17 protein-coding genes are annotated in these 21,781 nt (G+C 65.2%); 5 read left to right on the top strand and 12 right to left on the bottom strand.

The window, feature by feature from the left end; all coding sequences use genetic code 11:
- Nucleotides 1-11 precede the first annotated feature (11 nt).
- Nucleotides 12-1,700, bottom strand: a complete 1,689-nt coding sequence (locus tag MJ122_RS11020; RefSeq protein WP_239744328.1) for an autotransporter assembly complex family protein — start codon at nt 1,698-1,700, stop codon at nt 12-14.
- 119 nt (nt 1,701-1,819) lie between these two features.
- Nucleotides 1,820-2,467, bottom strand: a complete 648-nt coding sequence (locus MJ122_RS11015) for a GNAT family N-acetyltransferase (RefSeq protein ID WP_239744183.1) — start codon at nt 2,465-2,467, stop codon at nt 1,820-1,822.
- Nucleotides 2,468-2,598: 131 nt separating this feature from the next.
- Here MJ122_RS11015 and xthA point away from each other — a divergent pair, with 131 nt between their 5' ends.
- Nucleotides 2,599-3,411 carry an exodeoxyribonuclease III gene (xthA, locus tag MJ122_RS11010; RefSeq protein WP_239744182.1) on the top strand — a complete coding sequence of 271 codons (813 nt, stop codon included), beginning with the start codon at nt 2,599-2,601 and terminating at the stop codon, nt 3,409-3,411.
- A 57-nt stretch (nt 3,412-3,468) separates the two neighbouring features.
- On the opposite strand, the gene MJ122_RS11005 is transcribed toward xthA, so the two are convergent.
- The 4 genes from MJ122_RS11005 to MJ122_RS10990 all read right to left on the bottom strand — a co-directional run bounded on the left by MJ122_RS11005 (nt 3,469) and on the right by MJ122_RS10990 (nt 8,730).
- Nucleotides 3,469-4,629 (bottom strand): hypothetical protein, encoded by a 1,161-nt coding sequence (locus MJ122_RS11005; RefSeq protein ID WP_239744181.1) that lies wholly within the window; start codon nt 4,627-4,629, stop codon nt 3,469-3,471.
- A gap of 326 nt (nt 4,630-4,955) precedes the next feature.
- On the bottom strand, nt 4,956-5,576 hold the full coding sequence (locus MJ122_RS11000; protein WP_088417325.1) for a response regulator transcription factor: 621 nt from the start codon (nt 5,574-5,576) through the stop codon (nt 4,956-4,958).
- A 234-nt stretch (nt 5,577-5,810) separates the two neighbouring features.
- Entirely contained in the window at nt 5,811-8,345 is a 2,535-nt protein-coding gene (locus MJ122_RS10995; protein ID WP_239744180.1) for a hypothetical protein, read from the bottom strand.
- A 142-nt stretch (nt 8,346-8,487) separates the two neighbouring features.
- On the bottom strand, nt 8,488-8,730 hold the full coding sequence (locus MJ122_RS10990; protein WP_239744179.1) for a hypothetical protein: 243 nt from the start codon (nt 8,728-8,730) through the stop codon (nt 8,488-8,490).
- Between the two features lie 197 nt (nt 8,731-8,927).
- Between MJ122_RS10990 and MJ122_RS10985 the strand changes: the two genes are divergently transcribed.
- From MJ122_RS10985 to MJ122_RS10975, 3 genes are all read left to right on the top strand, one after another.
- Entirely contained in the window at nt 8,928-10,310 is a 1,383-nt protein-coding gene (locus MJ122_RS10985) for a phosphate ABC transporter substrate-binding/OmpA family protein (RefSeq protein WP_239744178.1), read from the top strand.
- A 201-nt stretch (nt 10,311-10,511) separates the two neighbouring features.
- A complete protein-coding gene (locus MJ122_RS10980; protein ID WP_239744177.1) occupies nt 10,512-11,555 on the top strand; it encodes a TerC family protein in 1,044 nt (347 codons plus the stop codon).
- Entirely contained in the window at nt 11,521-11,721 is a 201-nt protein-coding gene (locus MJ122_RS10975) for a hypothetical protein (RefSeq protein ID WP_239744176.1), read from the top strand. The genes MJ122_RS10980 and MJ122_RS10975 overlap by 35 nt, the downstream gene beginning before the upstream one ends.
- 252 nt (nt 11,722-11,973) lie before the next feature.
- Here the strand turns inward: MJ122_RS10975 and MJ122_RS10970 are convergent, their stop codons facing one another.
- Nucleotides 11,974-13,203, bottom strand: coding sequence for an acyl-CoA dehydrogenase (locus MJ122_RS10970; RefSeq protein ID WP_017518017.1), 1,230 nt, complete (start codon nt 13,201-13,203; stop codon nt 11,974-11,976).
- Between the two features lie 167 nt (nt 13,204-13,370).
- Between MJ122_RS10970 and MJ122_RS10965 the strand changes: the two genes are divergently transcribed.
- Entirely contained in the window at nt 13,371-14,303 is a 933-nt protein-coding gene (locus tag MJ122_RS10965; RefSeq protein WP_017518016.1) for a LysR family transcriptional regulator, read from the top strand.
- A gap of 257 nt (nt 14,304-14,560) precedes the next feature.
- On the opposite strand, the gene MJ122_RS10960 is transcribed toward MJ122_RS10965, so the two are convergent.
- The 5 genes from MJ122_RS10960 to MJ122_RS10940 form a co-directional block, all read right to left on the bottom strand.
- Nucleotides 14,561-15,688, bottom strand: coding sequence for an acyl-CoA dehydrogenase family protein (locus MJ122_RS10960; protein ID WP_088417331.1), 1,128 nt, complete (start codon nt 15,686-15,688; stop codon nt 14,561-14,563).
- Between the two features lie 10 nt (nt 15,689-15,698).
- Nucleotides 15,699-16,889, bottom strand: a complete 1,191-nt coding sequence (locus MJ122_RS10955) for an acetyl-CoA C-acyltransferase (protein ID WP_239744327.1) — start codon at nt 16,887-16,889, stop codon at nt 15,699-15,701.
- Between the two features lie 8 nt (nt 16,890-16,897).
- Nucleotides 16,898-17,668 (bottom strand): 3-hydroxyacyl-CoA dehydrogenase, encoded by a 771-nt coding sequence (locus MJ122_RS10950; protein ID WP_239744175.1) that lies wholly within the window; start codon nt 17,666-17,668, stop codon nt 16,898-16,900.
- A gap of 18 nt (nt 17,669-17,686) precedes the next feature.
- On the bottom strand, nt 17,687-19,351 hold the full coding sequence (locus MJ122_RS10945) for an acyl-CoA synthetase (protein WP_239744174.1): 1,665 nt from the start codon (nt 19,349-19,351) through the stop codon (nt 17,687-17,689).
- A 277-nt stretch (nt 19,352-19,628) separates the two neighbouring features.
- The gene (locus tag MJ122_RS10940) at nt 19,629-21,776 is read right to left on the bottom strand and encodes a methyl-accepting chemotaxis protein (RefSeq protein ID WP_239744173.1); all 2,148 of its coding nucleotides are present in this window, start codon (nt 21,774-21,776) and stop codon (nt 19,629-19,631) included.
- Nucleotides 21,777-21,781: the final 5 nt, after the last annotated feature.

Raw genomic sequence — 21,781 nt, 5'->3', positions numbered from 1 at the left:
GCCCGCACGGCTCATAGTTCAGGCCCCATGGAGAAGTGCAGGCGGATGCCGCCGTCTTCGTCCAGGCCATCGGCGAGGTCCAGGCGCAGCGGGCCGACCGGGGAAATCCAGCGGATGCCGATGCCGACGCCGGTCTTGATCGAGGGGAAGTCCAGCGAGTCGAACGAGTTGCCCTGGTCAACGAAGGCCGCAACGCGCCAGCGCTCGGCGATGGGGTATTGGTATTCGACGCTGCCGGCGACCATGTAGCGGCCACCGATGCGGTCGCCGTCGGAGTTCTTCGGCGACAGCGTCTGGTAGTCGTAGCCGCGCACGCTCTGGTCACCGCCGGCGAAGAAGCGCAGCGACGGCGGGATCGCGCTGTAGTCGTTGGTGGCGATGCCACCCACCTGGATGCGACCGAGCAAACGTTGCCCTCCCCAGAAGCTGGTCACGCCCTTGGCCATGGCGTTGATATGGGCGACGTCGGCATCCGCCAGCAGCCCTTGCTTGGCGCCTTTCACCTCGAATTGCAGGCGATAGCCCTTGCCGGGATCGATCTTGTTGTCGGCCTCGAGGATCGAGTAGCCGATACCCGGCATCAGGAAGCTGCTGGTGCCGTTGTCGTCGCCCAGTTTGTATTCCTCGCGCTGCCAGTTCAGCGAGACGACCCGCTGCCAGCCGCTGTCGAGCTTGTGGTGCCACTCGCTGCCGAGGGTCAGCAGCTTGCTCTGGGTGTCCACCAGGTCTTCGTACTGGTAACCACTGGTGAAGCGCAGCTTGTCGGTGAGCGGCGGGTCCAGCGGAATCTCGTACCAGGCGCCGACGTTCTGCCGGGGAGCCGAGACCTCCGCTTCGAAGCCCAGGCTGTGGCCCTGCGGGTTGACCCAGTGGCGGGTCCAGGTCGCCCGCGCACGCGGTCCGACGTCGGTCGAGAAGCCCAGGCCCAGCCCCATGGTGCGCGGTTTGCGCGCTTCCAGATGGACGTGCACCGGAACCACTTCACCATCGGCATTGGTCGGCGCGGCATCGACCCGCACGCCATCGAAATAGCCACTGGACTGCAGGGCCTGGTTGAGGTCGGCAATCTGTTCGGAGTCGTAGTCGGTACCCTCCTTGAACGGCACCATGCGCTGCAGCAGGTCCTCGTCGAAGGGGAAATCGCCGGCGAAATCCACCTTGCCCAGCCGGTAGCGCGGCCCGCTGGCGTAAACCAGTTCGATGTCCGCCACACCGGCCTCGGGGTCGATGCGCAACTGCTGCTGGGTGAACTGCCCACGGAAAAAGCCGAAGCGCGAGGCCTGATTCTGAATCAGCCGTTTGGCATCTTCGTAGGCGCCGTGGTTGAGTTGCGCGCCAGGCTTCAGCGAGTCGCCGCCGGGCACCCGGAAGCTCTTGAGACTGGCCGCCGGCCCCTCGACCCGCACGGTGACGTTGCGCAGGTGAATGGGCTCGCCGGGCCGGACATTGATCCGCAGGGTCGGCTCCTTGTCACCCATCACCCGACCGCGGATGCGCGCCTGGTAGTAGCCCAAAGCCTGGGCGGCCTTTTGCGCCTGCTCCACGGCATTGCGCCGGAATCTTTGCAGGGCCGCCTGATCACGCTCGCCAAGGCTGCCCACATAGGCCTCGATATTGGCCTTGAGCGCAGCGTTGGCGGGGGTGATACGAACGTCGAGATGGGCTTCGGCCGCCAGGACCTTCTGCAAGCAGAAGGCCATTACCAGCAGCAGCCCAAGCAATCCTTGGACAACTCTCATGGCGCGAAATGCTAGCACGGGTTTTCCCCGCGCTGCCTTTCTTCAGGCTGTAGGAAGCGTCTGAGGATTCAAAGCGCAGCCTATCCCGCAGACACTTTTACCGCCTCACGTGCATGGACGGGGTGGAAGAGAACGTGCTCGCGGATCGGCCCGAGCGCCACCTCCCCCAGTTCCTCGTATCCGTGACGCCGGTAGAACTCCAGGTAGCGCGCGTTGCCGGTATCCAGCACCAGCCCCTGCGAGCCTCCATCCTCTGCACACCAGGCGTGCAGCGCATCGAGCAATTGCTCGCCCAGGCGCTTGCCCTGGAATTCCGGGTGCACCCCGATCAACGGCAGAATGTGATAAGGCCCTGGCGGCAGGCAGCCGATCACAGCGGCGTGGTAGTCCAGGTAGCGGCGGGTACAGCCCAGGCCAGTGGTGAGCAGCATGCGCATGCGCCAGAACCAGCTCTCTGTAACGTCCAGACGACGTTGCGGTGGGACCACCAGCGCCACGCCCACCAGGCGATCCTCGATCAGCAGGCCCATGGCCGGCAGCTCCTCGAGGAAATGCTGGTTGACCAGTTCACGGACGGTCGCCCGCACGCGCTGGTCAAATCCCGCGCGGTCGGATTCGAACAAATAGGCGAAGGTGGGTTCATGACGATAGGCGTGATAGAGCAACGAACGGACTTCACGGCCGTAATTGCTGTCGAGCAGTCGGACTTCGGCGAGGGTATCAGGCATGCGGACGCCTCTTCTTGTTGTGTGTTCCCAGGGGTTAGCGACCCAGCCAGGAAACCCTAGCAGCGCCTCGCCAGGGTCGCCAGGATCGGCCAGCATGGGCTAGCATCGTGCTTTTGCCAGGGCGCCCCAGGATGAAAATCGTCTCCTTCAATATCAACGGATTGCGCGCACGACCGCACCAGCTCCAGGCGATCATCGAGCGCCACCAGCCGGACGTGATCGGCCTGCAGGAAACCAAGGTCGCCGATGAGCAGTTCCCTCGCGAAGACATCGAAGCCCTCGGTTACCACGTGCATTACCACGGGCAGAAGGGTCACTACGGCGTCGCCCTGCTCTCCCGCCAGGAGCCGCTGGAACTGCAGCGCGGCTTCCCCAACGATGGCGAGGATTCCCAGCGCCGCTTCATCTGGGGCACCTTCAAGGACGCCAATGGCGAGCTGATCACCGTGATGAACGGCTATTTCCCGCAGGGCGAAAGCCGTGACCATCCGGTGAAATTCCCCGCCAAGCAGCGCTTCTACTCCGACCTGCAGGACCTGCTGGAAACCCGCTTCCAACCCGACCAGCAGTTGGTGGTGATGGGCGACATCAACATCTCCCCCGAAGACAGCGATATCGGTATCGGCGAAGAAAACCGCAAGCGCTGGCTGAAATCCGGCACATGCAGCTTCCTGCCGGAAGAGCGCGAATGGCTGGCGCGCCTGAAAGGCTGGGGCCTGCTGGACACTTTCCGCCTGCAGAACCCGAGCGTTGACGACCGCTTCAGCTGGTTCGATTACCGCAGCCGCGGCTTCGAGGACACGCCCAAGCGCGGCCTGCGCATCGACGTCATCCTCGCCTCCGAGGCCCTGCGCGACCGCATCGCCGATACTGGCGTGGATTACGATATTCGCGGCATGGAAAAGCCATCGGACCACGCACCGATCTGGCTGCAACTGAAGTAATCGCCCTGCACGAAAAAGCCCGGTCAATGCCGGGCTTCTTCACTTCTCGGTAACAGCTCAGGCTTCTTCCGTGCCGCTTCCGACCGTTTTGCTGATGGCGCTGTAGGTCGTGTTGAAACGCACGGTCTCGTTGAAGCCCTTTACGATGGCGCCGAAGCGCTCCTTCGCATCGAGCAGTTGCTTGAAGCGGTCGGCCAGTTCCGAGCTCTGGCGTTGCAGGCCGGCCTCGCGATCGTCGAGCTCCTGACCCCGCGCACGCAGCTGAGTCTGCTGGCGGTCGATGCTCTGCTGTTCCTGGCTCAGGACCTCGGCGCGCTTGGTGGTAGCGCGGTCACGGCTGTCGACGGTTTCCGCCAGGGCCTGCAACGCACTGCTGCGCTCCGCCAGCACGGCGGCATTATGCTCGGCGATGCGTTCGATCCCCTGTTTTTCTTCCTGCAGGCGTTGCTCCTGCTGGCTCAGGCGCTCTTCCCGCTCGGCCAGTTGACGCTCACGCTCCAGCGTCGCCAGGCGGCGCTCCTCGAGCGCCTCGCGCATCTTCACAATCTCCAGTTTCTGCTGCGACAGGCCATGGGCCATACCGGCCAGCGAGTCGAGGGTGGACTGTACGTCGTGCAGCACACCATCGGTCTCCAGGGCCGAGGACGGCCGCACGGTGACAGCGGACTCGGCGGACGCGCGGGTGCTGGCGGAATCGGTGGTGGCAGGTTGGGCTTGAGCGTTCATGGCGGAGCGTTCCTCGTGGGAAAAATGAATAGTCGGCTTGAGGTCCGGCGAAACCATTGTCGCCTCAGCCGTGGTGTACTCGCGTTCCTGCGCCTGCTCCGGCAGCCGCAGCGAATCGAGCAGGATGGCGGCCGATTCCGCGTCGGGCCTCGCCATCGGCTCGCTGGACTCGGCGCATCCGGGCTCCTTGGCGCCCAGGCCGGAACAGGCCGAAGCAAGTTCGGCGAGATCGCGCTCGAGGTTTTCGAAAGCCTCGACCGTCTGCGTATCCGCCGGCCCCCCGGCAGGCGAAACCACGCCGCCCTGGATCGATATGTAGCCGGCCGACAGGGCAGGACGGGCGATGCCCTTGGCAGACGCGGACGGGTCCGCCGGGAAGCCGGACAGGTGTTCATCGGTGGCAGAAGAAAGCAGTGCGGTTGCCTGATCGGAGGTCTGGGCCGACGAGCCCTCCTCCTGGTGTTCTTCGAACCGCTTCGTATCTGAAGTCATGAAACGTCCTACCCTGAGGGTGGTCGGCCACCGTCTCCTGCCCGCCGCTCGAAGGCATCGAACGAGGCCGGAGTCGGTGGTGATGCCGCTTCGACTACAAGGGCAATCAGGCCGACGGGAAGAGCCGATGGGATGCCCTACTCTCCCTGGTAGGAAGTGCAGGACAGGTTGCAGGAAGAATTCTTACAACCTGGAGCCATTGTGAATGTCAGTAAATTCCTGCATCGGCGAAGGAAAACCACGCAATGCCAACCGACTTCATCGGCCTCTTTCGGCAGCGCCGGCTGCGCGCAGGACGCAGCGAAGCCAGTTGAACAAGCCGGTACTCAGAGCAGCCCGATTTCCTGGCTGATACTGAACAGCTCCTCCAGGCTGGTTGCCGACAGTTTTCGCATGAGCTGCCGCTTGTGCTGGCCGATGCTCGCCCCTGACAGCGCGAGGGCCTCCGCCAACGAAGCGACCGAACGTCCATGGTGCAGACCGTGCAGGACGGCGACCAGATGAGTCGGCAAGGACAGCGCCGACTCCAGCCTCCTGTCGTCGAGGGGAAGTCGCGCATGCTCGGGAAATACCTTGCCCCCGGCGAGCACCGCATCGACCGCCCTGCCGAGCAGGGTTGGCCGGTCATCCGTCAACAGGAAGCCCGACACGCCGATGCGAATGGCTCGCTGAATATTCATGGGCGATCCCAGCCTCGAGCAGACCAGCACCGGCGTAGAGGGCTTGAGACGGCCATCGCGGCGGAGCATGGTGACCAGTTCCATACCGTGAATGTCCGGCAACTCGAGCGTCACCACCAGCAGGTCGCAGTTGCTGGCGTCCAGGCTGTTCAAGGCCTGGCGGGCATACTTGAAATGCACGTCGCACTGATGGCCGTGGTCCAGCAGAAACCGGCGGATCGTGACGAAGTCCCGCCGTGATGGTTCGATGAGTACTATGCGGGCCATGTTCCTCCTTGCAGCGAAGGCCCCGCGGGCCGGGTGCGACATGGCATATTGAGTACATCCACGACAGCCGTCGTTCCCGCAGAAAGTTCATTGTGTGACTGCCACAGCGGGATACGCCGCTGGCGCAACCAACGAAGCCGGAAGTCCATGTCTCGGCAACGCCCGTTGCGCCAGCGCCCTTCTGCGGCAGGTGTTCTTCGACCAGCGCGTCGATCGACGCGCCAGCCGTTCCGGTCATTCGTTGACCGTCTTGGAAATGGCGGACAGGGTGCTGTTGAACTGCACCGTCTCGTTGAAGCTCTTCACGATGGCGCTGAACTTGTCCTTGGCGCTCTGCAGTTGCTTGAGCCGGACCGACAGTTCCTCGCTCTTGCGCTTGAGCGCGCTTTCCCTCTCGTCCAGCTCGCTGGCGCGGTTGCGCAGGTTGGCGGCCTGTTCGTCGATGCGCTGCTGCTCCAGTTGGATCGCCTCGGCACGCTTGATGGTGGTCCTGTCGCGCAGGTCGACGGTCTGGGCCAGTTCCTTGAGGGCTTCGCTGCGCTCGGCCAGCAGGCGATTGTTCTCGGCAGCCATACGGTCCAGGTTGGTCTTGGCTTCCTTGAGATGGTTTTCCAACTGCTGCAGACGCTCCTCCTTGTCCGCCGCCAGTCGTTCGCGTTCCTGCAACTGGGCGTTCCACTCCTCCAGTTCTTCCTGCAGGCGGCCGGCCGCCTGCTTCTGCTGGGTAAGACCCTGGGCCATGCCTGCCAGGGAGTTCAGCGTGCTCTGCACGTCAGACAGGACATCGTCGGGATCAGCCTCGAGCTGCGGCACGCTCAACGTGGCCGCCACTTCCTGCAACTCCACCGAAGTGATGGGCGCCGTGTTCTGGGCCTCGACTTCGATCGACTCATCGCGCATTTCTGTCATTTCAGTTTCCTTCTGGATAAAGATTCCCTGAAGCGCCGCCGCTTCGGGGATGCTGTGGCCGGTCTGGCAGACCTCGGCAAGGGGTTCGGAAGTGTTGTCCGCTGCCATGGCCGGCTCGACCCGCGCGACGGGCGCCTCGTCGTGGACGGCATTGACCGCGGCCAGCACGGCCAGGGCGTCTTCGAGGTCCGCAATCATCGGCTCGAAGCCGAACTCATCGGCACCGGACGCGCTCAGGGCAGGGCCGAACACCGGCGTGTCGGCCATATCCTGCTCAGGTTGCCGGTACGGCTGCACCGGCTCCCAGTGCATGACCGCTGCGTGGCTATCCACCTCGGCATTCGCTCCAGCTTCAGGCGTCTCAGGCTGCGGCGGTTCGGCAACCGCCTCGACGGGGGGCTCGCTCACCGGGAGGGTATCCAGCGCGCCGGCTTCCGGTGCTTCGGACTCCGCCGGCATTTCCGTGAGGGGTTGCTCGAGGGCCATTGCGACCGCAGGACGGCTTTCCTCAACCGCCGCAGGCATGTCAACCGGCTCCCGTGCCACGGACCGGGGCGCTCGTGCCGCCGGCTTCCGGCCAATTCGCACGCTGCTGACGACGATGGGCGGGGCGACGAATTTCGGCGCCTGCATGACCGGCGCGGGCTCGGGCTCAGGCTCGGGCTCGGGCTCGGGCTCGGGCTCGGGCTGATGGTCGATCGCGCTCTCCGCGACAACCAGCGGAACTTCCGCTATCCGCTCCTCGATAACCTCCTGCACCGTCTCTGGCAGCGGTTCGGCGGCCTCCTCGACCAGATTTTGCGGCAAGGTGGCCTCCGCAATGTCCATTACTTGTTGCGCGGAAACCGACAACGCATCGGCGAAGGACTCCTGCTCAGGTTCAATTGCTGTCGTTACCACAGGCACTTCCATTTCCAGCATATCGTCATGGTGCACTTCCAGTTGCGGCTCGCCCGCTTCTTCCTCCGGCTGCTCGGGTGCAGTCGCCATTTCCACGGACACTGGCAGCTCGACCGGCGCCACGGATTCGGGCGACTTCACTGCCGCCGGCTCGGAATGTTCCATTGCTTCCTGCGCAACCTTCGGCGCGACGGGCTCTTGCGCTTCGGCCATGACCGGCGCCTGCGCCTCCAGCGCGGGGTTCGGCTCGACAATTTCCACAACGGCAGCCGCGACTGCCGGCAAATCGGAAGGCTCCGCTGCGGCCTGCACGACCTTCGGCGCGACGAACTCCTGCGACTCGGCCAGCGGGACGCGCCCATCCAGCGCGGGGTTCGGCTCGGCATCCCGGGCCCGGGAAGCCGGGGCCGGCTCGACGCTTTCCTGCGGCCCTGGCATATCGGCACCGAGGAAGTCCTGGTCGACGGACTCCGAAGCAACGCTTTCGGCCATTCCGATCGCATGCAGATCGTCAATGCCGGCGCTGGAGGCCATGACCGGCGCCTCATCGTTTTCGGCGGTCTCCACTCTCGCCTCCTCGTCGGCGCTGTTGAGCCTCGACTGGCGGGCGAAACTGGCGAAATCGAGGATCATCTCGGTGGCCAGTTCGAAGCCCAGGTCCTCGATCCGGGCCGGTGTGTCCTCGTCATCCTCTTCCGGGCGTCTCAGGACGCTCGCCGCCACCGGCGGGCGTACGCCCAGCATCCCGGCGCGGGACAACAGGTGCAGCCAGGAACGCAACGGCTGCAACGGCAGCTTGATGCCTTGGAAGGTCAGTATCCGCGGGGATGGCAGGCTCAATGCACGGCGCCGCCAAGGACGTCCCCAGGAAGCGGCGGATGCGACGTGCAGGGCCAGGGCGGTCGGTTTGACACGATGCTCGGAACCAGCCGTGGCTGGCGCGCTATGGAATTGGGTCATGATCACTTTCCGACGGGGACGTTGAAACGGCGCAAGTTTCGCTTGGCCGGCATTCCGGCGTTATCAGGCTTTCCTGATGCGCCAGGAGATTTTTCCCATCAATCATCAGTGCCCAGTTGCTTCCGCCTGCTACCGGGGTGGTTTAGTCGTGGCTCGAGCGGGCCGGATTCTTCCTGGCCGCGCGATCCACGGAGAAACGCCGCACCACACCGGCGCAATCCAGCAGCGTCACCAGAACGAACAGCGGGACCACCAGCATGAGCATCGAAGGCGCCGACGCCACTGCCCGTTCCGGCGCCATGACGAGGGAGCCCGCCATCAGCGCAACCAGCAGGATGACCACCAGCTTCATGAGGACCGAGGCAAAATCGAGAATCTCGTCCATTTCCTTCTCCGGCACAGGCAATTCGAGCGTCCGGTATAGCCCTGGCCCAAGGGCAGCGAAATCGGAATTCTCCTGCAATCCACCAGCCATGTCTGAAGCATGGACAAAGCGCCCTGCGCCGCCGCGAGGCGTCACATCGATGCAATGATTCCGACTTAATCTGCCGCGCCAACGATGCCTCAAATGGAAGTTGACCCATGCAGTACAAGTCGAGCCCCAGCGATGCCCAACCCTGGCCCGTCACCATCGCCTGGCTCACCATCGCCTTCATCTGCTATGCGTTCCCCTGGTCGGCATTCGCCGCCCTGCCCTCATCACAGGGTGGTGAGCCGGTATTGCGTATTCAGGGCTCCAACACCATCGGCGCGCACCTGCTGCCTGAACTGGTGAAGGGACTGCTGGTCAGCGAGGGCTACAGCGACGTCAGCGCCAAGCCGGGCAAGGCAGAGAACGAACAGCGCATCATCGGTCGCACAGCCGACGGCAAGGAGGTCATCGTCGACCTGGCAGCCCACGGCTCCAGCACCGGTTTCGTCGCCCTGAAGGACAACACTGCCGAGCTGGCCACCGCCTCGCGGCCGATCAAGGACGCCGAAGTCGCGGGCCTGTCGGCGTCAGGCAACCTGCGCAGCGCCAAGGCCGAACAGGTCATCGGCATCGACGGCCTGGCAATCATCGTCAACACGGCCAACCCACTGGACGAACTGACCACCGATACGCTGGCGAAAATCTTCTCCGGCGAGGTGAAGACCTGGGAGGAAATCGGCGGGCGCGGCGGTGCCATCCGCCTGTATTCCCGCGACGACAACTCGGGCACTTTCGATACCTTCAAGGAGCTTGTCCTTGCGAGTCACGGCAAGGCACTGGCGAGCGGAGTCCAGCGTTTCGAATCCAGCGACCTGCTGTCGGCCGAAGTGAGCAAGGACCCGCAAGGCATCGGCTTCGTCGGCCTGTCGTCGATCCAGCAGGCCAAGGCGCTGCGCATCGCCGACGGCGACTCCCAGGCCATGCCACCATCGACCACGCTGATCGCCACCGAGGACTATCCGCTGTCGCGCCGCCTGTTCCTCTATATGAAGCCCGAGGAACCGAACCGCTGGGCCCGCGCTCTGCTGCAGTTTGCCCAGGGTGACAAGGGCCAGGCCCTGGTCAGCGCCAGTGGCTTCGTCGGCCAGCGCGTGCAGGCGGTGAAGATGGCCCCACGCGCCAGCATGCCGGAGAACTACCAGGCGTTGGCTCGCGACGCCGAGCGGCTGTCGGTGAACTTCCGCTTTCGCGAAGGCAGCGCCACCCTGGACAACAAGGCCCAGCGGGATATTGACCGCCTGCTGGCGTACCTGCAGCAGAACGGCAAGATGAACAAGCAGGCCGTGCTGGTGGGCTTCGGCGATCCGAAACAGGACCCCGCACGCGCCGAGCTGCTGTCCAAGCTACGCGCCATGGCCGTTCGCCGTGAGCTGGCGAAGGAAGGCGTCATGTTCCGGGAGATCAGCGGCATGGGCGACGCACTGCCGGTGGCGGCCAACAATGACAACGATGGCCGGGTGAAGAACCGCCGTGTCGAGGTCTGGGTTTACTGACCGATACTTTCCAGTCAGCGTCTAGACTGTCATCAGGCGCTGATTCCTCATTCCGAATTGATGTAGGAACTTGTTACGTTCCATCGCTTGCCTGAGGCATCGGCTCTGTTATTTTCCCGCCAGTGACGCCGGGCCCCTCTGACGGTTGCCAACCGCCATGTCGGAGTCACTTTTCGACAACGACACTAAGGGAGGGGCCAGATGACAGCTCTGCACGCCTTTTTGACCGAACCATTCCTCGGAACCGCCACCTGGTTCTGGCTGGCCTTCCTGGCCATCGTCATTCTTCTGCTCGTACTCGACCTGGGCGTCCTGCAACGCGATCACCATGAGATCGGCGTGCGCGAAAGCCTGATGCTCTCCGCCGGCTACTTCGCCTGCGGCCTGGCCTTCGGCGGCTGGGTCTGGTACGAGTTCGGCGCCACCAGCGCGGTGGAGTACTACACCGGTTTCCTCGTCGAACAGTCGCTGTCCATGGACAACGTGTTCGTCATGGCGATGATCTTCGGCTTCTTCGGCATTCCCCGCCGCTACCAGCACCAGGTGCTGTTCTGGGGCATCCTCGGCGCCATCGTCATGCGCGCGCTGATGATCGGCCTGGGCGCGGCGCTGGTGAAGGAATTCGAATGGATCATGTACGTGTTCGGCGCCTTCCTGCTGTTCAGCGGCGTGAAGATGCTGCTGGCCAAGCATGAAACCGAGCCGGACCTGGCCAACAACCCGGTGCTGAAGTTCCTGCGCAGGCACATCCGCATGACCGACACCCTTCACCAGCACCACTTCTTCGTGAAGATGCCGGATGCCTCGGGCAAGCTGGTGCGCTATGCCACCCCGCTGTTCCTGGCGCTGATCCTGATCGAGCTGGCCGACCTGGTGTTCGCCGTGGACAGCGTGCCGGCGATCTTCGCCATCACCCAGGACCCGTTCATCGTCTACACCTCGAACATCTTCGCCATCCTCGGCCTGCGCGCCCTGTACTTCTCGCTGGCGGCGATGATCCACCGCTTCGTCTACCTGAAGTACGCCCTGGCGTTGGTGCTGGTGTTCATCGGCACGAAGATTTTCCTGCACGGATTCATCGGCAAGGTTCCCGCCGCCCTGTCGCTTGGCGTAACCTTTGGCCTTTTGGCAGGTGGCATACTGCTATCCTTGCTCAAGACCCGCCGATCCAGCGAGGAGCCGCTGGAAATCGTCAGCCAGGAGAGGACCCATGCAAGCGCTGGAGGTGAGGATCGAAGCCGTTGAGTTTCGCGGCCGGGCCTATTGGCAGGTCCGCCTCGGTCGTCGTGCGCTGCGTTTCCCCCACGAGGCCGCCGCGCGTGCCTTCGCTGCCCAGTTGCATACGCGGCGGGAGTGGCTGATCGAGCAGCAGGCGAAGGCCGACGGGCCGGAGCCCTCGCCGGTAAAATGAATGAACAAGGCCAGCGCAAGCTGGCCTTGTGCTTTGTGCTTTGTGCTTTGTGCTTTGTGCTTTGTGCTTTGTGAGCAGAGCACGACCAGCGCCTGACGGCGAGTGTAGGAGCGGACTTTGTCCGCGATAGGTTTCCGGCGGCTCAGAGCCGGCCTGATGCACATCGCGGACGGAGTCCGCTCCTACCAAAAGCATCACGGAACGCGAATGAAAAGGCCCGCATCAGCGGGCCTTTTCCACGGTTGCCCGGGATCAGCGGCTGCTGCGCAGCGCATCACGCGGCACATACTTCCCAATCTCGTACTTGCCGATGGCCGCGCGGTGCACTTCGTCCGGGCCGTCGGCCAGGCGCAGGGTGCGCTGCATGGCATAGAAGTACGCCAGCGGCGTGTCGTTGGAAACACCGGCGCCGCCGTGCATCTGGATGGCGCGGTCGATCACCTGCAGGGCGACGTTGGGCGCCACGACCTTGATCTGGGCGATTTCGCTCTGGGCGAACTTGTTGCCGGCGGTATCCATCATGTACGCGGCATTGAGGGTCAGCAGGCGGGCCTGGTTGATCTCGATGCGCGAGTTGGCGATGTGGTCGATGTTGCCGCCCAGGCGCGCCAGCGGCTTGCCGAAGGCAGTGCGGCTGACGGAGCGCTTGCACATCAGTTCCAGTGCGCGCTCGGCCATGCCGATGGAGCGCATGCAGTGGTGGATACGGCCCGGGCCGAGGCGCCCCTGGGCGATCTCGAAGCCGCGGCCTTCGCCGAGCAGCACGTTCTCGTAGGGCACGCGGACGTTCTCGAAGAGCACTTCGGCGTGGCCGTGCGGGGCGTCGTCGTAGCCGAACACCGGCAGCGGGCGGAGGATCTTCACGCCGGGGGTATCGGTGGGAACCAGGATCATCGAATGCTGCTGGTGACGCGGCGCGTCCGGGTTGGTCAGGCCCATGAAGATCATGATCTTGCAGCGCGGGTCGCAGGCGCCGGAGGTCCACCACTTGCGACCGTTGATGACCCACTCGTCACCCTCGCGCACCGCATTGGCTTCCATGTTGGTGGCATCCGAGGAAGCCACGCCCGGCTCGGTCATGGCGAAGGCGGAGCGGATCTCGCCGCGCAGCAGCGGCTCCAGCCAGGTGCGCTTGTGCTCTTCGGTGCCATAACGCACCAGCACTTCCATGTTACCGGTGTCCGGCGCGGAACAGTTGAAGGGCTCGGACCCCATCAGCGAGCGGCCCATGATTTCCGCCAGCGGCGCGTATTCCATGTTGGTCAGGCCGGCGCCCAGCTCGGACTCGGGCAGGAACAGGTTCCACAGGCCCTCGGCGCGGGCCTTGGCCTTGAGCTCTTCCATGATGGCCGTGGGCTGCCAGCGGTCACCCTGGGCCACCTGCTCCTCGAACACCTTCTCGGCGGGATAGACATAGGCATCCATGAACGCGGTAACGCGTTCACGCAGGTCCTGAACCTTGGCGGAATAAGCGAAATCCATGGGGGCTAACCTTCTGGCGGCGGTTGTTTGTGTGGTGATGATGCTAGAACAGCCAAGGGCATTTACCCAGCCTATTATCCGAATCAATGAACATTCATAACCCGTATGGACCTGAGCGCAGGTTCGGGTATGATCGGGCCAAAACAATGACAAGCGGGAGCCCTGGAATGAACCTCAGCAAGGTCGATCTGAACCTGTTCATCGTCTTCGACGCGATCTACACCGAAGCCAACCTGACCCGCGCCGGACAGATTGTCGGCATTACCCAGCCCGCCGTTTCCAACGCCCTCGCCCGCCTGCGTGAAACCTTCAACGACCCGCTGTTCGTGCGGACCGCCCAGGGCATGGTGCCCACGCCGATGGCGCAGAACATCATCGGGCCGGTGCGCAACGCCCTGCAGCTGCTGCGCGTCTCGGTGCAGGAAAGCCGCACCTTCACGCCGACCCAGGCGAGCAAGACCTACCGCATCAGCATGACCGACCTCACCGAGGCCATCGTCCTGCCGCCGCTGTTCCAGCGCCTGCGCCGCCTGGCGCCGAACGTGCATATCGAAAGCTTCCTCTCCAAGCGCCGCGAGACCACCAAGGAACTGGCCGCCGGCCGCCTGGACTTCGCCGTGGACGCGCCGCTGAATACCGACCCGCAGGTGCGCCACGTCAAGCTGATGGAGGACCGCTACGTCTGCGCCATGCGCCAGGGCCACCCGCTGGCCAAGGACAAGGTGACGCTGGAGGAATACCTGTCGGTGGCGCACATCCAGATCTCCAGCCGCCGCAGTGGCCTGGGCTACGTCGACCTGTCACTGGGCAAGATGGGCCTGCAGCGCAAGATTGCCCTGCGCTCGCAGCACTACCTGATGGCCTCCACCGTGGTGCAGCAGACCGACATGGTGGTCACCGTGCCCGAGCGCTTCGCCCGCCATCACGGCCTGCATTTCGTCGACCTGCCGGTGAACGACGTGCCCAAGCTGGAAACCCACCTGTACTGGCACGAAAGCACCGACCAGGACCCCGCCAACCGCTGGATGCGCGAGCAGATCATCGAGCTGTGCCAGCAGGTAACGGCGCGGGAAGCCCGCGAGGCGGCGGAGCGGGCATGAGGCTTCCAGCGGTGCCCTGCAATGGGTATCGCTTTGCTCCATCCTACGATTCCTACGACTGGATCGCGTGATGCGGCCGACCTGGTAGGAGCGAGCTTGCTCGCGAACCGCCCAGCCGCAGAATTGCCGGCGAGCATTGTTCGCGAGCAAGCTCGCTCCTACGAAAAACAATCAGTTCCGCCTGACAAGCCACCCGCAGACCCCGCCCTGCCGAAGTGCCTGTCCAACGAACAGGCCGGGGTCTGCCGGCGAACCCTTCAAAGACTGCGCGCGATCACCAGCCGCTGCACGTCGCTGGTGCCTTCGTAGATCTGGCACACGCGCACGTCGCGGTAGATGCGTTCCACCGGATAGTCCTGCAGATAGCCATAGCCACCGAGGGTCTGGATCGCCGCGGAGCACACGCGCTCGGCCATCTCCGAGGCGAACAGCTTGGCCATGGAGGCTTCGGTGAGGCACGGCAGGCCGGCTTCGCGCAGGCTGGCGGCATGGTGGACCATCTGCCGCGCCACGGCGATCTCGGTCGCCATGTCGCTCAAGCGGAAGGCCACCGCCTGGTGCTGGATGATCGGCTTGCCGAAGGTCTCGCGCTCGTGGGCGTAGTCGCGGGCATACTCGAAGGCCGCGCGGGCCATGCCGACCGCTTGCGAGGCAATGCCGATGCGCCCGCCTTCCAGGTTCGCCAGGGCGATGGCGTAGCCCTGCCCCTCCTCGCCCAGCCGGTAGCTGGCGGGGATGCGCACGTCGTCAAAGGCTATCTGGCAGGTGTCGGACGCATGCTGGCCGAGCTTGTCCTCGACGCGCACCACGCGGTAACCGGGGGTATCGGTGGGCACGATGAAGGCACTGATGCCCTTCTTGCCCGCCGCCGCATCGGTCACGGCGAAGACAATCACCACACCGGCATGGCTGCCGGAGGTGATGAACTGCTTGCTGCCGTTGAGCACGTAGTGGTCGCCGTCGCGGCGCGCTCGGGTCTTCAGGAAGCTGGCGTCGGAGCCGGCCTGCGGCTCGGTCAGGGCGAAGGCGCCGATCATCTCGCCACGGGCCAGGGGCACCAGGAACTGGCGCTTCTGCTCCTCGTTGCCGAACTTGGCGATAGGCATGCAGCCCACCGAGTTGTGCACGCTCATGATGGTCGAGCAGGCGCCGTCGCCGGCGGCGATTTCCTCCAGCGCCATGGCATAGGCCAGGTGACCGGTCTGCGCGCCGCCCCACTCTTCCGCCACCAGCATGCCGAGGAAGCCGAGGTCGGCCATTTCCTTCAATGCTTCAGCGGGAAAGCGGTGCTCGCGGTCCCAGTCAGCGGCGAAAGGCCTGAGCCGCTCCTGGGCGAACTGGCGGGCAACGTCGCGGATCTGGATATCTTCTTCGCTGGGAATCATGGCTCGCTCCCTAGGCCAGGCGCTCGACCGCGATGGCCGTGGCTTCGCCGCCACCGATGCACACCGAGGCCACGCCGCGCTTGAGGTCATACTGTTTGAGGGCCGACAGCAGGGTCACGATCACCCGTGCGCCGGACGCGCCAATCGGGTGGCCGAGGGCGCAGGCGCCGCCGTGAATGTTGAGCTTCTCGTGGGGGATATCCAGGTCGCGCATGGCAGCCATGGCGACCACGGCGAAGGCTTCGTTGACCTCGAACAGATCGACATTACCGATCGCCCAGCCGGTGCGCTGCATCAGGCGCTCAACCGCGCCCACCGGGGCGGTCGGGAACAGGTTCGGCGCATCGGCGAAGGACGAATGGCCATGGATCGCCGCCAGCGGCGTGAGGCCGCGCTTCTCTGCTTCGGACAGGCGCATCAGCACCAGCGCGGCAGCACCGTCGGAGATGGAGCTGGCGTTGGCCGCCGTCACGGTGCCGCCTTCGCGGAAGGCCGGCTTCAGGGTCGGAATCTTGTCCAGCTTCGCCTTCGGCGGCTGCTCATCTTCACTGATGGCACGCAGTTCCTTGCCGGACTTGACCGTCACCGCGACGATCTCGTCCTTGAAGCGGCCTTCGCCCATGGCCTTCTGCGCGCGGGTCAGCGAGGTGATCGCATAGGCATCCTGCTGCTCGCGGGTGAAGCCGTATTTCTCGGCGCAATCCTCGGCGAAGGTGCCCATCAGGCGGCCCTTGTCGTAGGCGTCTTCGAGGCCGTCGAGGAACATGTGGTCGAGCACACGACCGTGCCCCATGCGGTAGCCGCTGCGGGCGCGCTCCAGCAGGTACGGCGCGTTGGACATGCTCTCCATGCCGCCAGCCAGGGCGACGCGGGCACTGCCGGCGAGGATGGCGTCGTGGGCCATCATCGCGGCCTTCATGCCCGAGCCGCACATCTTGTTCACCGTGGAGCATGGCGTACCGCGCGCCAGGCCTGCGCCCAGCACTGCCTGGCGTGCCGGCGCCTGGCCCTGGCCGGCAGCGAGCACGCAGCCGAGCACGGCTTCATCCACTTGTTCCGAGCCCAGACGGGCGCGCTCGACGGCCGCGCGGATCGCGGCTGCGCCGAGGGTGGCGGCGGTGACGTCCTTGAAGTCGCCGAGGAAGCCGCCCATGGGAGTACGGGTGGCACTGACGATGACGATGGGATCGTTCATGGCAATTCTCCTGCTTACTTCGCGGCCATGCGGATGGCGCCGTCGAGGCGGATCACCTCGCCGTTGAGCATGCTGTTCTCGATGATGTGGCGGGCCAGCGCGGCGTATTCGTCCGGGCGGCCCAGGCGCGGCGGGAACGGCACGCTGGCGCCGAGCGAATCGCGCACTTCCTGGGGCATGGCGGCCATCATCGGCGTCTCGAAGATGCCGGGGGCGATGGTCATCACGCGGATGCCCGAGCGCGCCAGTTCGCGAGCGATGGGCAAGGTCATGCCGACCACCGCGCTCTTGGAGGCGGAGTACGCGGCCTGGCCGATCTGCCCGTCGAAGGCGGCGACCGAGGCGGTGTTGATGATGATGCCGCGTTCGCCACCGGCGTCAGGCTCGTTGCGGGCCATGGCTTCGGCGGCCAGGCGCAGCATGTTGAAGGTGCCGATCAGGTTGATGTTGATGGTGCGGGTGAAGCTCTCCAGCCCGTGCACGCCGTTGCGGCCTATGACCTTTTCCGCCGGGGCCACGCCCGCGCAGTTGGCCAGGCCGTGGAGCGCGCCGAAGCTGTCCACCGCGAGCTGTACGGCGGCCTTGCCGTCCGCTTCGCTGCACACATCGGTACGGATGAAGCGCGCATTCGGCTCGCCCAGCTCGGCAGCCTGGGCCGCGCCGGCTTCGGCGTTGATGTCCGCCAGCACCACCTTGGCGCCAGCGCTCACCAGCAACTTCGCGGTGGCCGCGCCGAGGCCGGAACCGCCGCCGGTGATGAGGAATACCTTGTTCTGGATCTGCATGGAGTCTCTCCGCTGTACTTAGTGAGCCGCCGCTTTCTCGGCCGCTTCGCGTTGCTTGGCGATCTCCTGGTTGCGCAGGAGGAAGCGCTGGATCTTGCCGCTGGGAGTCTTGGGCAGTTCGTCGACGAACTCCACTTCCCGCGGGTAGCTGTGCGCCGACAGTCGCTTGCGCACGTACTGTTGCAGTTCCTCGGCCAGCTCCGCGCCCGGCCGGTAGGACGAACAGATCACCACGAAGGCCTTGACCAGCTCGGTGCGTTCCGGATCGGGCTTGCCGATCACCGCCGCCTCGATCACCGCCGGGTGTTCGATCAGTGCGCTCTCCACGTCGAACGGGCCAACGCGATAGCCGGAGGTGGTGATCAGGTCGTCGGCGCGGCCGACGAAGCTGATGCTGCCGTCGGCGTTCAACTCCACGGTATCGCCGCTCAGGTAGTAGTCGCCGACGAAGGACTTGGTCTCCATGCCCTGGTAGCCGGCGAACCACATCATCGGCGAACGCTTGCGATCCAGGGCGAGGACGCCCGGCTGGCCGGCGGGCAGTTCGTTGCCCTGCTCGTCCAGCACCACCACGCGGTGGCCGGGAATGGAAAAGCCGGCGGCGCCCAGGTGCACCGGGTGCTGCAGCTCGTGGTGGTTGGCCAGGACCATGCCCAGCTCGGTCTGGCCGTAGTGGTCGTGGATGGTCACACCCAGCTCGCTGGCGAACCAGCGGATGACTTCCGGAGTCAGCGGCTCACCGGCACTGCTCACCGCACGCAGGCGGCCCCTGAGCGGTTTGGACACTGCCTCGCCGGCGGCGATCAGCAGGCGGTACGCGGTCGGCGAGCCGGCCAGGTTGGTGATGCCGTACTTGTGCACGATGCGGCAGGTGCTCTCCACCGTGAACGCGCCTTCGTAGAAGGTGATCGGATGCCCCATGGCCAGCGGCCCGGTGACGCCGTAGTAGAGCCCGTAGGCCCAGCCCGGATCGGCGAGGTTCCAGAACGAGTCCTCCTCGCGCAGCCCCACGGCATCGCGCATGTAGCCGACGAAGGCGACGATGGCCTTCAGCGGCACGGCCAGCGGCTTGGCCAGCCCCGTGGTGCCGGAGGTGAACATCAGCAGGAAGGTGTCCTCGCCGCTGCGCAGTACCGGTTCGAAGTCCGGGGAGTGGCGTTCCAGTTCAGCCCAGAAGCTGTAGTCGCCGTGGCGGATGCCCTGCCCCTTCGGCCCACCGACAGTCACTAGCTTGGGCGCGTCGGGCACCTCGTCGAGCTTGCCGCGGTTGGCGCCGTCTGTGACCACCACCTTGCTGCCGGCCAGCTTGACCCGGTGCTCGATGGCCTTCGGCCCGAAGGCGGTGAACAGCGGCTGGTAGACCGCGCCCAGGCGCCAGGTGCCGAGGACGGCGATCAGCAGTTCCGGGGTGCGCGGCAGCATGCCGGAGACGACATCGCCGGGGCGCACGCCCAGGCTGTGCAGGAAGCTGGCGAAACGGCCGGAGAGCTCCTTGAGCTGGCTGAAGGTGTAGGAAGCGCTGTCGCCGTCCTTGCCTTCCCAGAACAGCGCGATGCGGCCGGGTATGGCGTGACGGTCGCAGCATTCGACACAGGCATTGAGGGCATCGAGGTTGCCGGCAAGGACGGCGTCGACGGAGGCGCGGTAATCGAATTCGGCCGTGGCGGTGGTATGGGAACGCATCGCGGAACTCCTGGGTTTGTTCTTGTCTGGAGTCCCCTGATGTTCCCGCTGCGCTGGCCCGCGGGCAATGTCGAAAGCCGCCAATCTGGATGAGCGGATTGGACAGCCAGTGCCTGGACGTGGGTATCGGCGCAAGAGTTTAAGTCGTCACCCAGCAGGATGGGTGGAGCCCAGGCGATACCCGTGCTGCCGGCACTGGGCCAATGGGTATCGCTGCGCTCCACGCCATCCTACGATTCGAGCGCCTGCTAAGAACTGGCGCTCGATGTTGGCTTCCTTAGACCCTGAACTGATCCATCAGCCCCTGCTGGTGGTTGGCCAGCTTGTTCAGCGACTGGCTGACCTGCGCCGACTCCTGCGCCTGGCTCGACAGCGATTCGGTCACGTCACGGATGCCAGCGACGTTGCGGTTGATCTCCTCGGCCACCGCGCTCTGCTCCTCGGCGGCGCTGGCGATCTGCAGGTTCATGTCGGTGATCACACCCACCGCGTCGCCGATGCGTTTGAGCGCAGCCACGGCCTGTTCGACCTGGCTCACGCTGTCCTGCGCCTGGCGGTGGCTGTTGCTCATGGCGCCGACCACGTCGCGGGTGCCGTTCTGCAGGCCTTCGATGACCTGGCGGATTTCCTCCACCGAATCCTGGGTGCGCCTGGCGAGGTTGCGCACTTCGTCGGCGACCACCGCGAAGCCGCGGCCGGCTTCACCAGCGCGCGCTGCTTCGATGGCGGCGTTGAGCGCCAGCAGGTTGGTCTGCTCGGCGATGCCCCGGATCACTTCCAGTACCGAACCGATCTGCTCGCTGCTCTGCGCCAGCCCTTCCACCTGGCGCATGGCGCTGCTCATGTCGCTGGCCAGTTCGTCGATCAGGCGGGTGGTGTTGTCGATCACGCTCAGGCCATCGCGGGTCGCGCCGTCGGCGCCACGGGCAGCGTCGGCGGCCATGGCGGCGCTGTTGGCGACGTCGTGGGCGGTGGCGCTCATTTCCTGGGAGGCGGTGGCGACCTGGTCGACTTCGCGGAACTGCTGCTGCATGCCGGCGCTGGTCTGGCTGGCGATTTCCGAGGACTGGTCCGCGGTGGCGCGGGCATCCTGCACCGAGGATTTCACGTCACGGATGATCGGCTGCAGCTTGTCGAGGAAGCGGTTGAACCAGCCGGCCAGCTCGCCCAGCTCGTCCTTGCCGCTGTAGTCCAGTCGCCTGGTCAGGTCGCCTTCGCCACTGGCGATGTTGCGCAGCATGGCGGCGACGTTGAGGATCGGCCGGGTCACGCCGCGGGCGGTAAGCCAGACCAGCAGCAGGCCGACAACGGCAGCGGCGAGGCCGAAGAGGGTCTGCCACAGCGCGCCGCTGGAGTTGCGTTCGTCCAGTTGCTTCTGCAGTTCCAGCGCGGGGGCCAGGAGCACGTCCTGCGGCACGTCGAGCACCACGGCCCAGGGCTTGGTGGCGTCCGGGATCGGCAGCAGCGGTTCGACCACACGCAGTTGGCCGTCCTTCTCCAGCACCTGCGGGCGACCGCTGGCTTGTAGCGAAAGCAGTTCGCCGGACTGGCCGGGAATGGCTTTTTCCAACGGTTGGCCGAGCAGCGCTTCGTCGCTGCTGTAGCCGGCGAGCAGGCCAGCGGGGCTGACGATGCTGACGCTGCCGGCACCGTCGTAGAGTTGGCGGTCGCCATCGGCAGCCAGCTGCTGCAGACGGCTCAGGCTGATATCGATGCCGATCACGGCGATCACCTTGCCCTGATCGATCAGCGGGAAGGTCACGGTGGTCATCAGCACCTTGGTGCCCGAGGCGCTGTCGAAGTAGGGGTTGAGCACGCAGGCCTTGCGCGTCTGCAGCGGGCACAGCTGCCAGGTGTTGAACGGGCTGCCGTCAAGCATGACGGAGGTGTCGGCGATCATGTCCTCGGTCACCGCCAGGCCGGTCATCTCGCCGGAGGCCTTCTGCGCCCAGTAGGCGCCGAAGCGGCCCTTCTCGTTGCTGCCCGCGTCCGCCTGGTCATGGAAGGCGGCATCCTGGCCGTCCAGCGCATCGGGCTCGAAGACCACGTAGAGGCTGAGCAGGTTGGGGTTGCTCTTGAGGCCGTCGCGCACCAGCAGGTTGAGGTCCTTGCGTACGGCCGCAGTGTCCGCCCCATGTTTGGTGGATTGATCGCGCAGCTGGGCGACCTGCCGCGAGAACTGGTTGCCAAAGTGGTACACGTCGGTGAAGAAGCGCTGGATGATCTCCGCCTGCTGCTCGCTGCGCGCCTGCATCCGCGACTTGGCCGCGTCCTTGAGCATGTCGGCGTTGGCCGCCTTGATCAGCTCGGCGTCATGGTTCATCCGGAACAGCGAGAGGCCGACCAGCAGGCAGACGATGCAGAGCAGGCACAGGCCGGTCAGCAGCGTGATCTTCCACTGGATCGAGAGGCGGGACAGGGGCATGGAGT

It is taken from the genome of Pseudomonas sp. DP-17 (assembly GCF_022380625.1).
Taxonomy (GTDB): Bacteria; Pseudomonadota; Gammaproteobacteria; order Pseudomonadales; family Pseudomonadaceae; genus Pseudomonas; species Pseudomonas nitroreducens_A.
Note: the sequence above shows the minus strand (reverse complement) of the source record. Positions and strands in the feature narration are given on the sequence as shown.

Coding starts and splice junctions, on each gene's coding strand:
- MJ122_RS11020 (WP_239744328.1), bottom strand. CDS start 1,700: ATGGCCTTCTGCTTGCAGAAGGTCCTGGCGGCCGAAGCCCATCTCGAC.
- MJ122_RS11015 (WP_239744183.1), bottom strand. CDS start 2,467: ATGCCTGATACCCTCGCCGAAGTCCGACTGCTCGACAGCAATTACGGC.
- xthA (WP_239744182.1), top strand. CDS start 2,599: ATGAAAATCGTCTCCTTCAATATCAACGGATTGCGCGCACGACCGCAC.
- MJ122_RS11005 (WP_239744181.1), bottom strand. CDS start 4,629: ATGACTTCAGATACGAAGCGGTTCGAAGAACACCAGGAGGAGGGCTCG.
- MJ122_RS11000 (WP_088417325.1), bottom strand. CDS start 5,576: ATGGCCCGCATAGTACTCATCGAACCATCACGGCGGGACTTCGTCACG.
- MJ122_RS10995 (WP_239744180.1), bottom strand. CDS start 8,345: ATGACCCAATTCCATAGCGCGCCAGCCACGGCTGGTTCCGAGCATCGT.
- MJ122_RS10990 (WP_239744179.1), bottom strand. CDS start 8,730: ATGGACGAGATTCTCGATTTTGCCTCGGTCCTCATGAAGCTGGTGGTC.
- MJ122_RS10985 (WP_239744178.1), top strand. CDS start 8,928: ATGCAGTACAAGTCGAGCCCCAGCGATGCCCAACCCTGGCCCGTCACC.
- MJ122_RS10980 (WP_239744177.1), top strand. CDS start 10,512: ATGACAGCTCTGCACGCCTTTTTGACCGAACCATTCCTCGGAACCGCC.
- MJ122_RS10975 (WP_239744176.1), top strand. CDS start 11,521: ATGCAAGCGCTGGAGGTGAGGATCGAAGCCGTTGAGTTTCGCGGCCGG.
- MJ122_RS10970 (WP_017518017.1), bottom strand. CDS start 13,203: ATGGATTTCGCTTATTCCGCCAAGGTTCAGGACCTGCGTGAACGCGTT.
- MJ122_RS10965 (WP_017518016.1), top strand. CDS start 13,371: ATGAACCTCAGCAAGGTCGATCTGAACCTGTTCATCGTCTTCGACGCG.
- MJ122_RS10960 (WP_088417331.1), bottom strand. CDS start 15,688: ATGATTCCCAGCGAAGAAGATATCCAGATCCGCGACGTTGCCCGCCAG.
- MJ122_RS10950 (WP_239744175.1), bottom strand. CDS start 17,668: ATGCAGATCCAGAACAAGGTATTCCTCATCACCGGCGGCGGTTCCGGC.
- MJ122_RS10945 (WP_239744174.1), bottom strand. CDS start 19,351: ATGCGTTCCCATACCACCGCCACGGCCGAATTCGATTACCGCGCCTCC.
- MJ122_RS10940 (WP_239744173.1), bottom strand. CDS start 21,776: ATGCCCCTGTCCCGCCTCTCGATCCAGTGGAAGATCACGCTGCTGACC.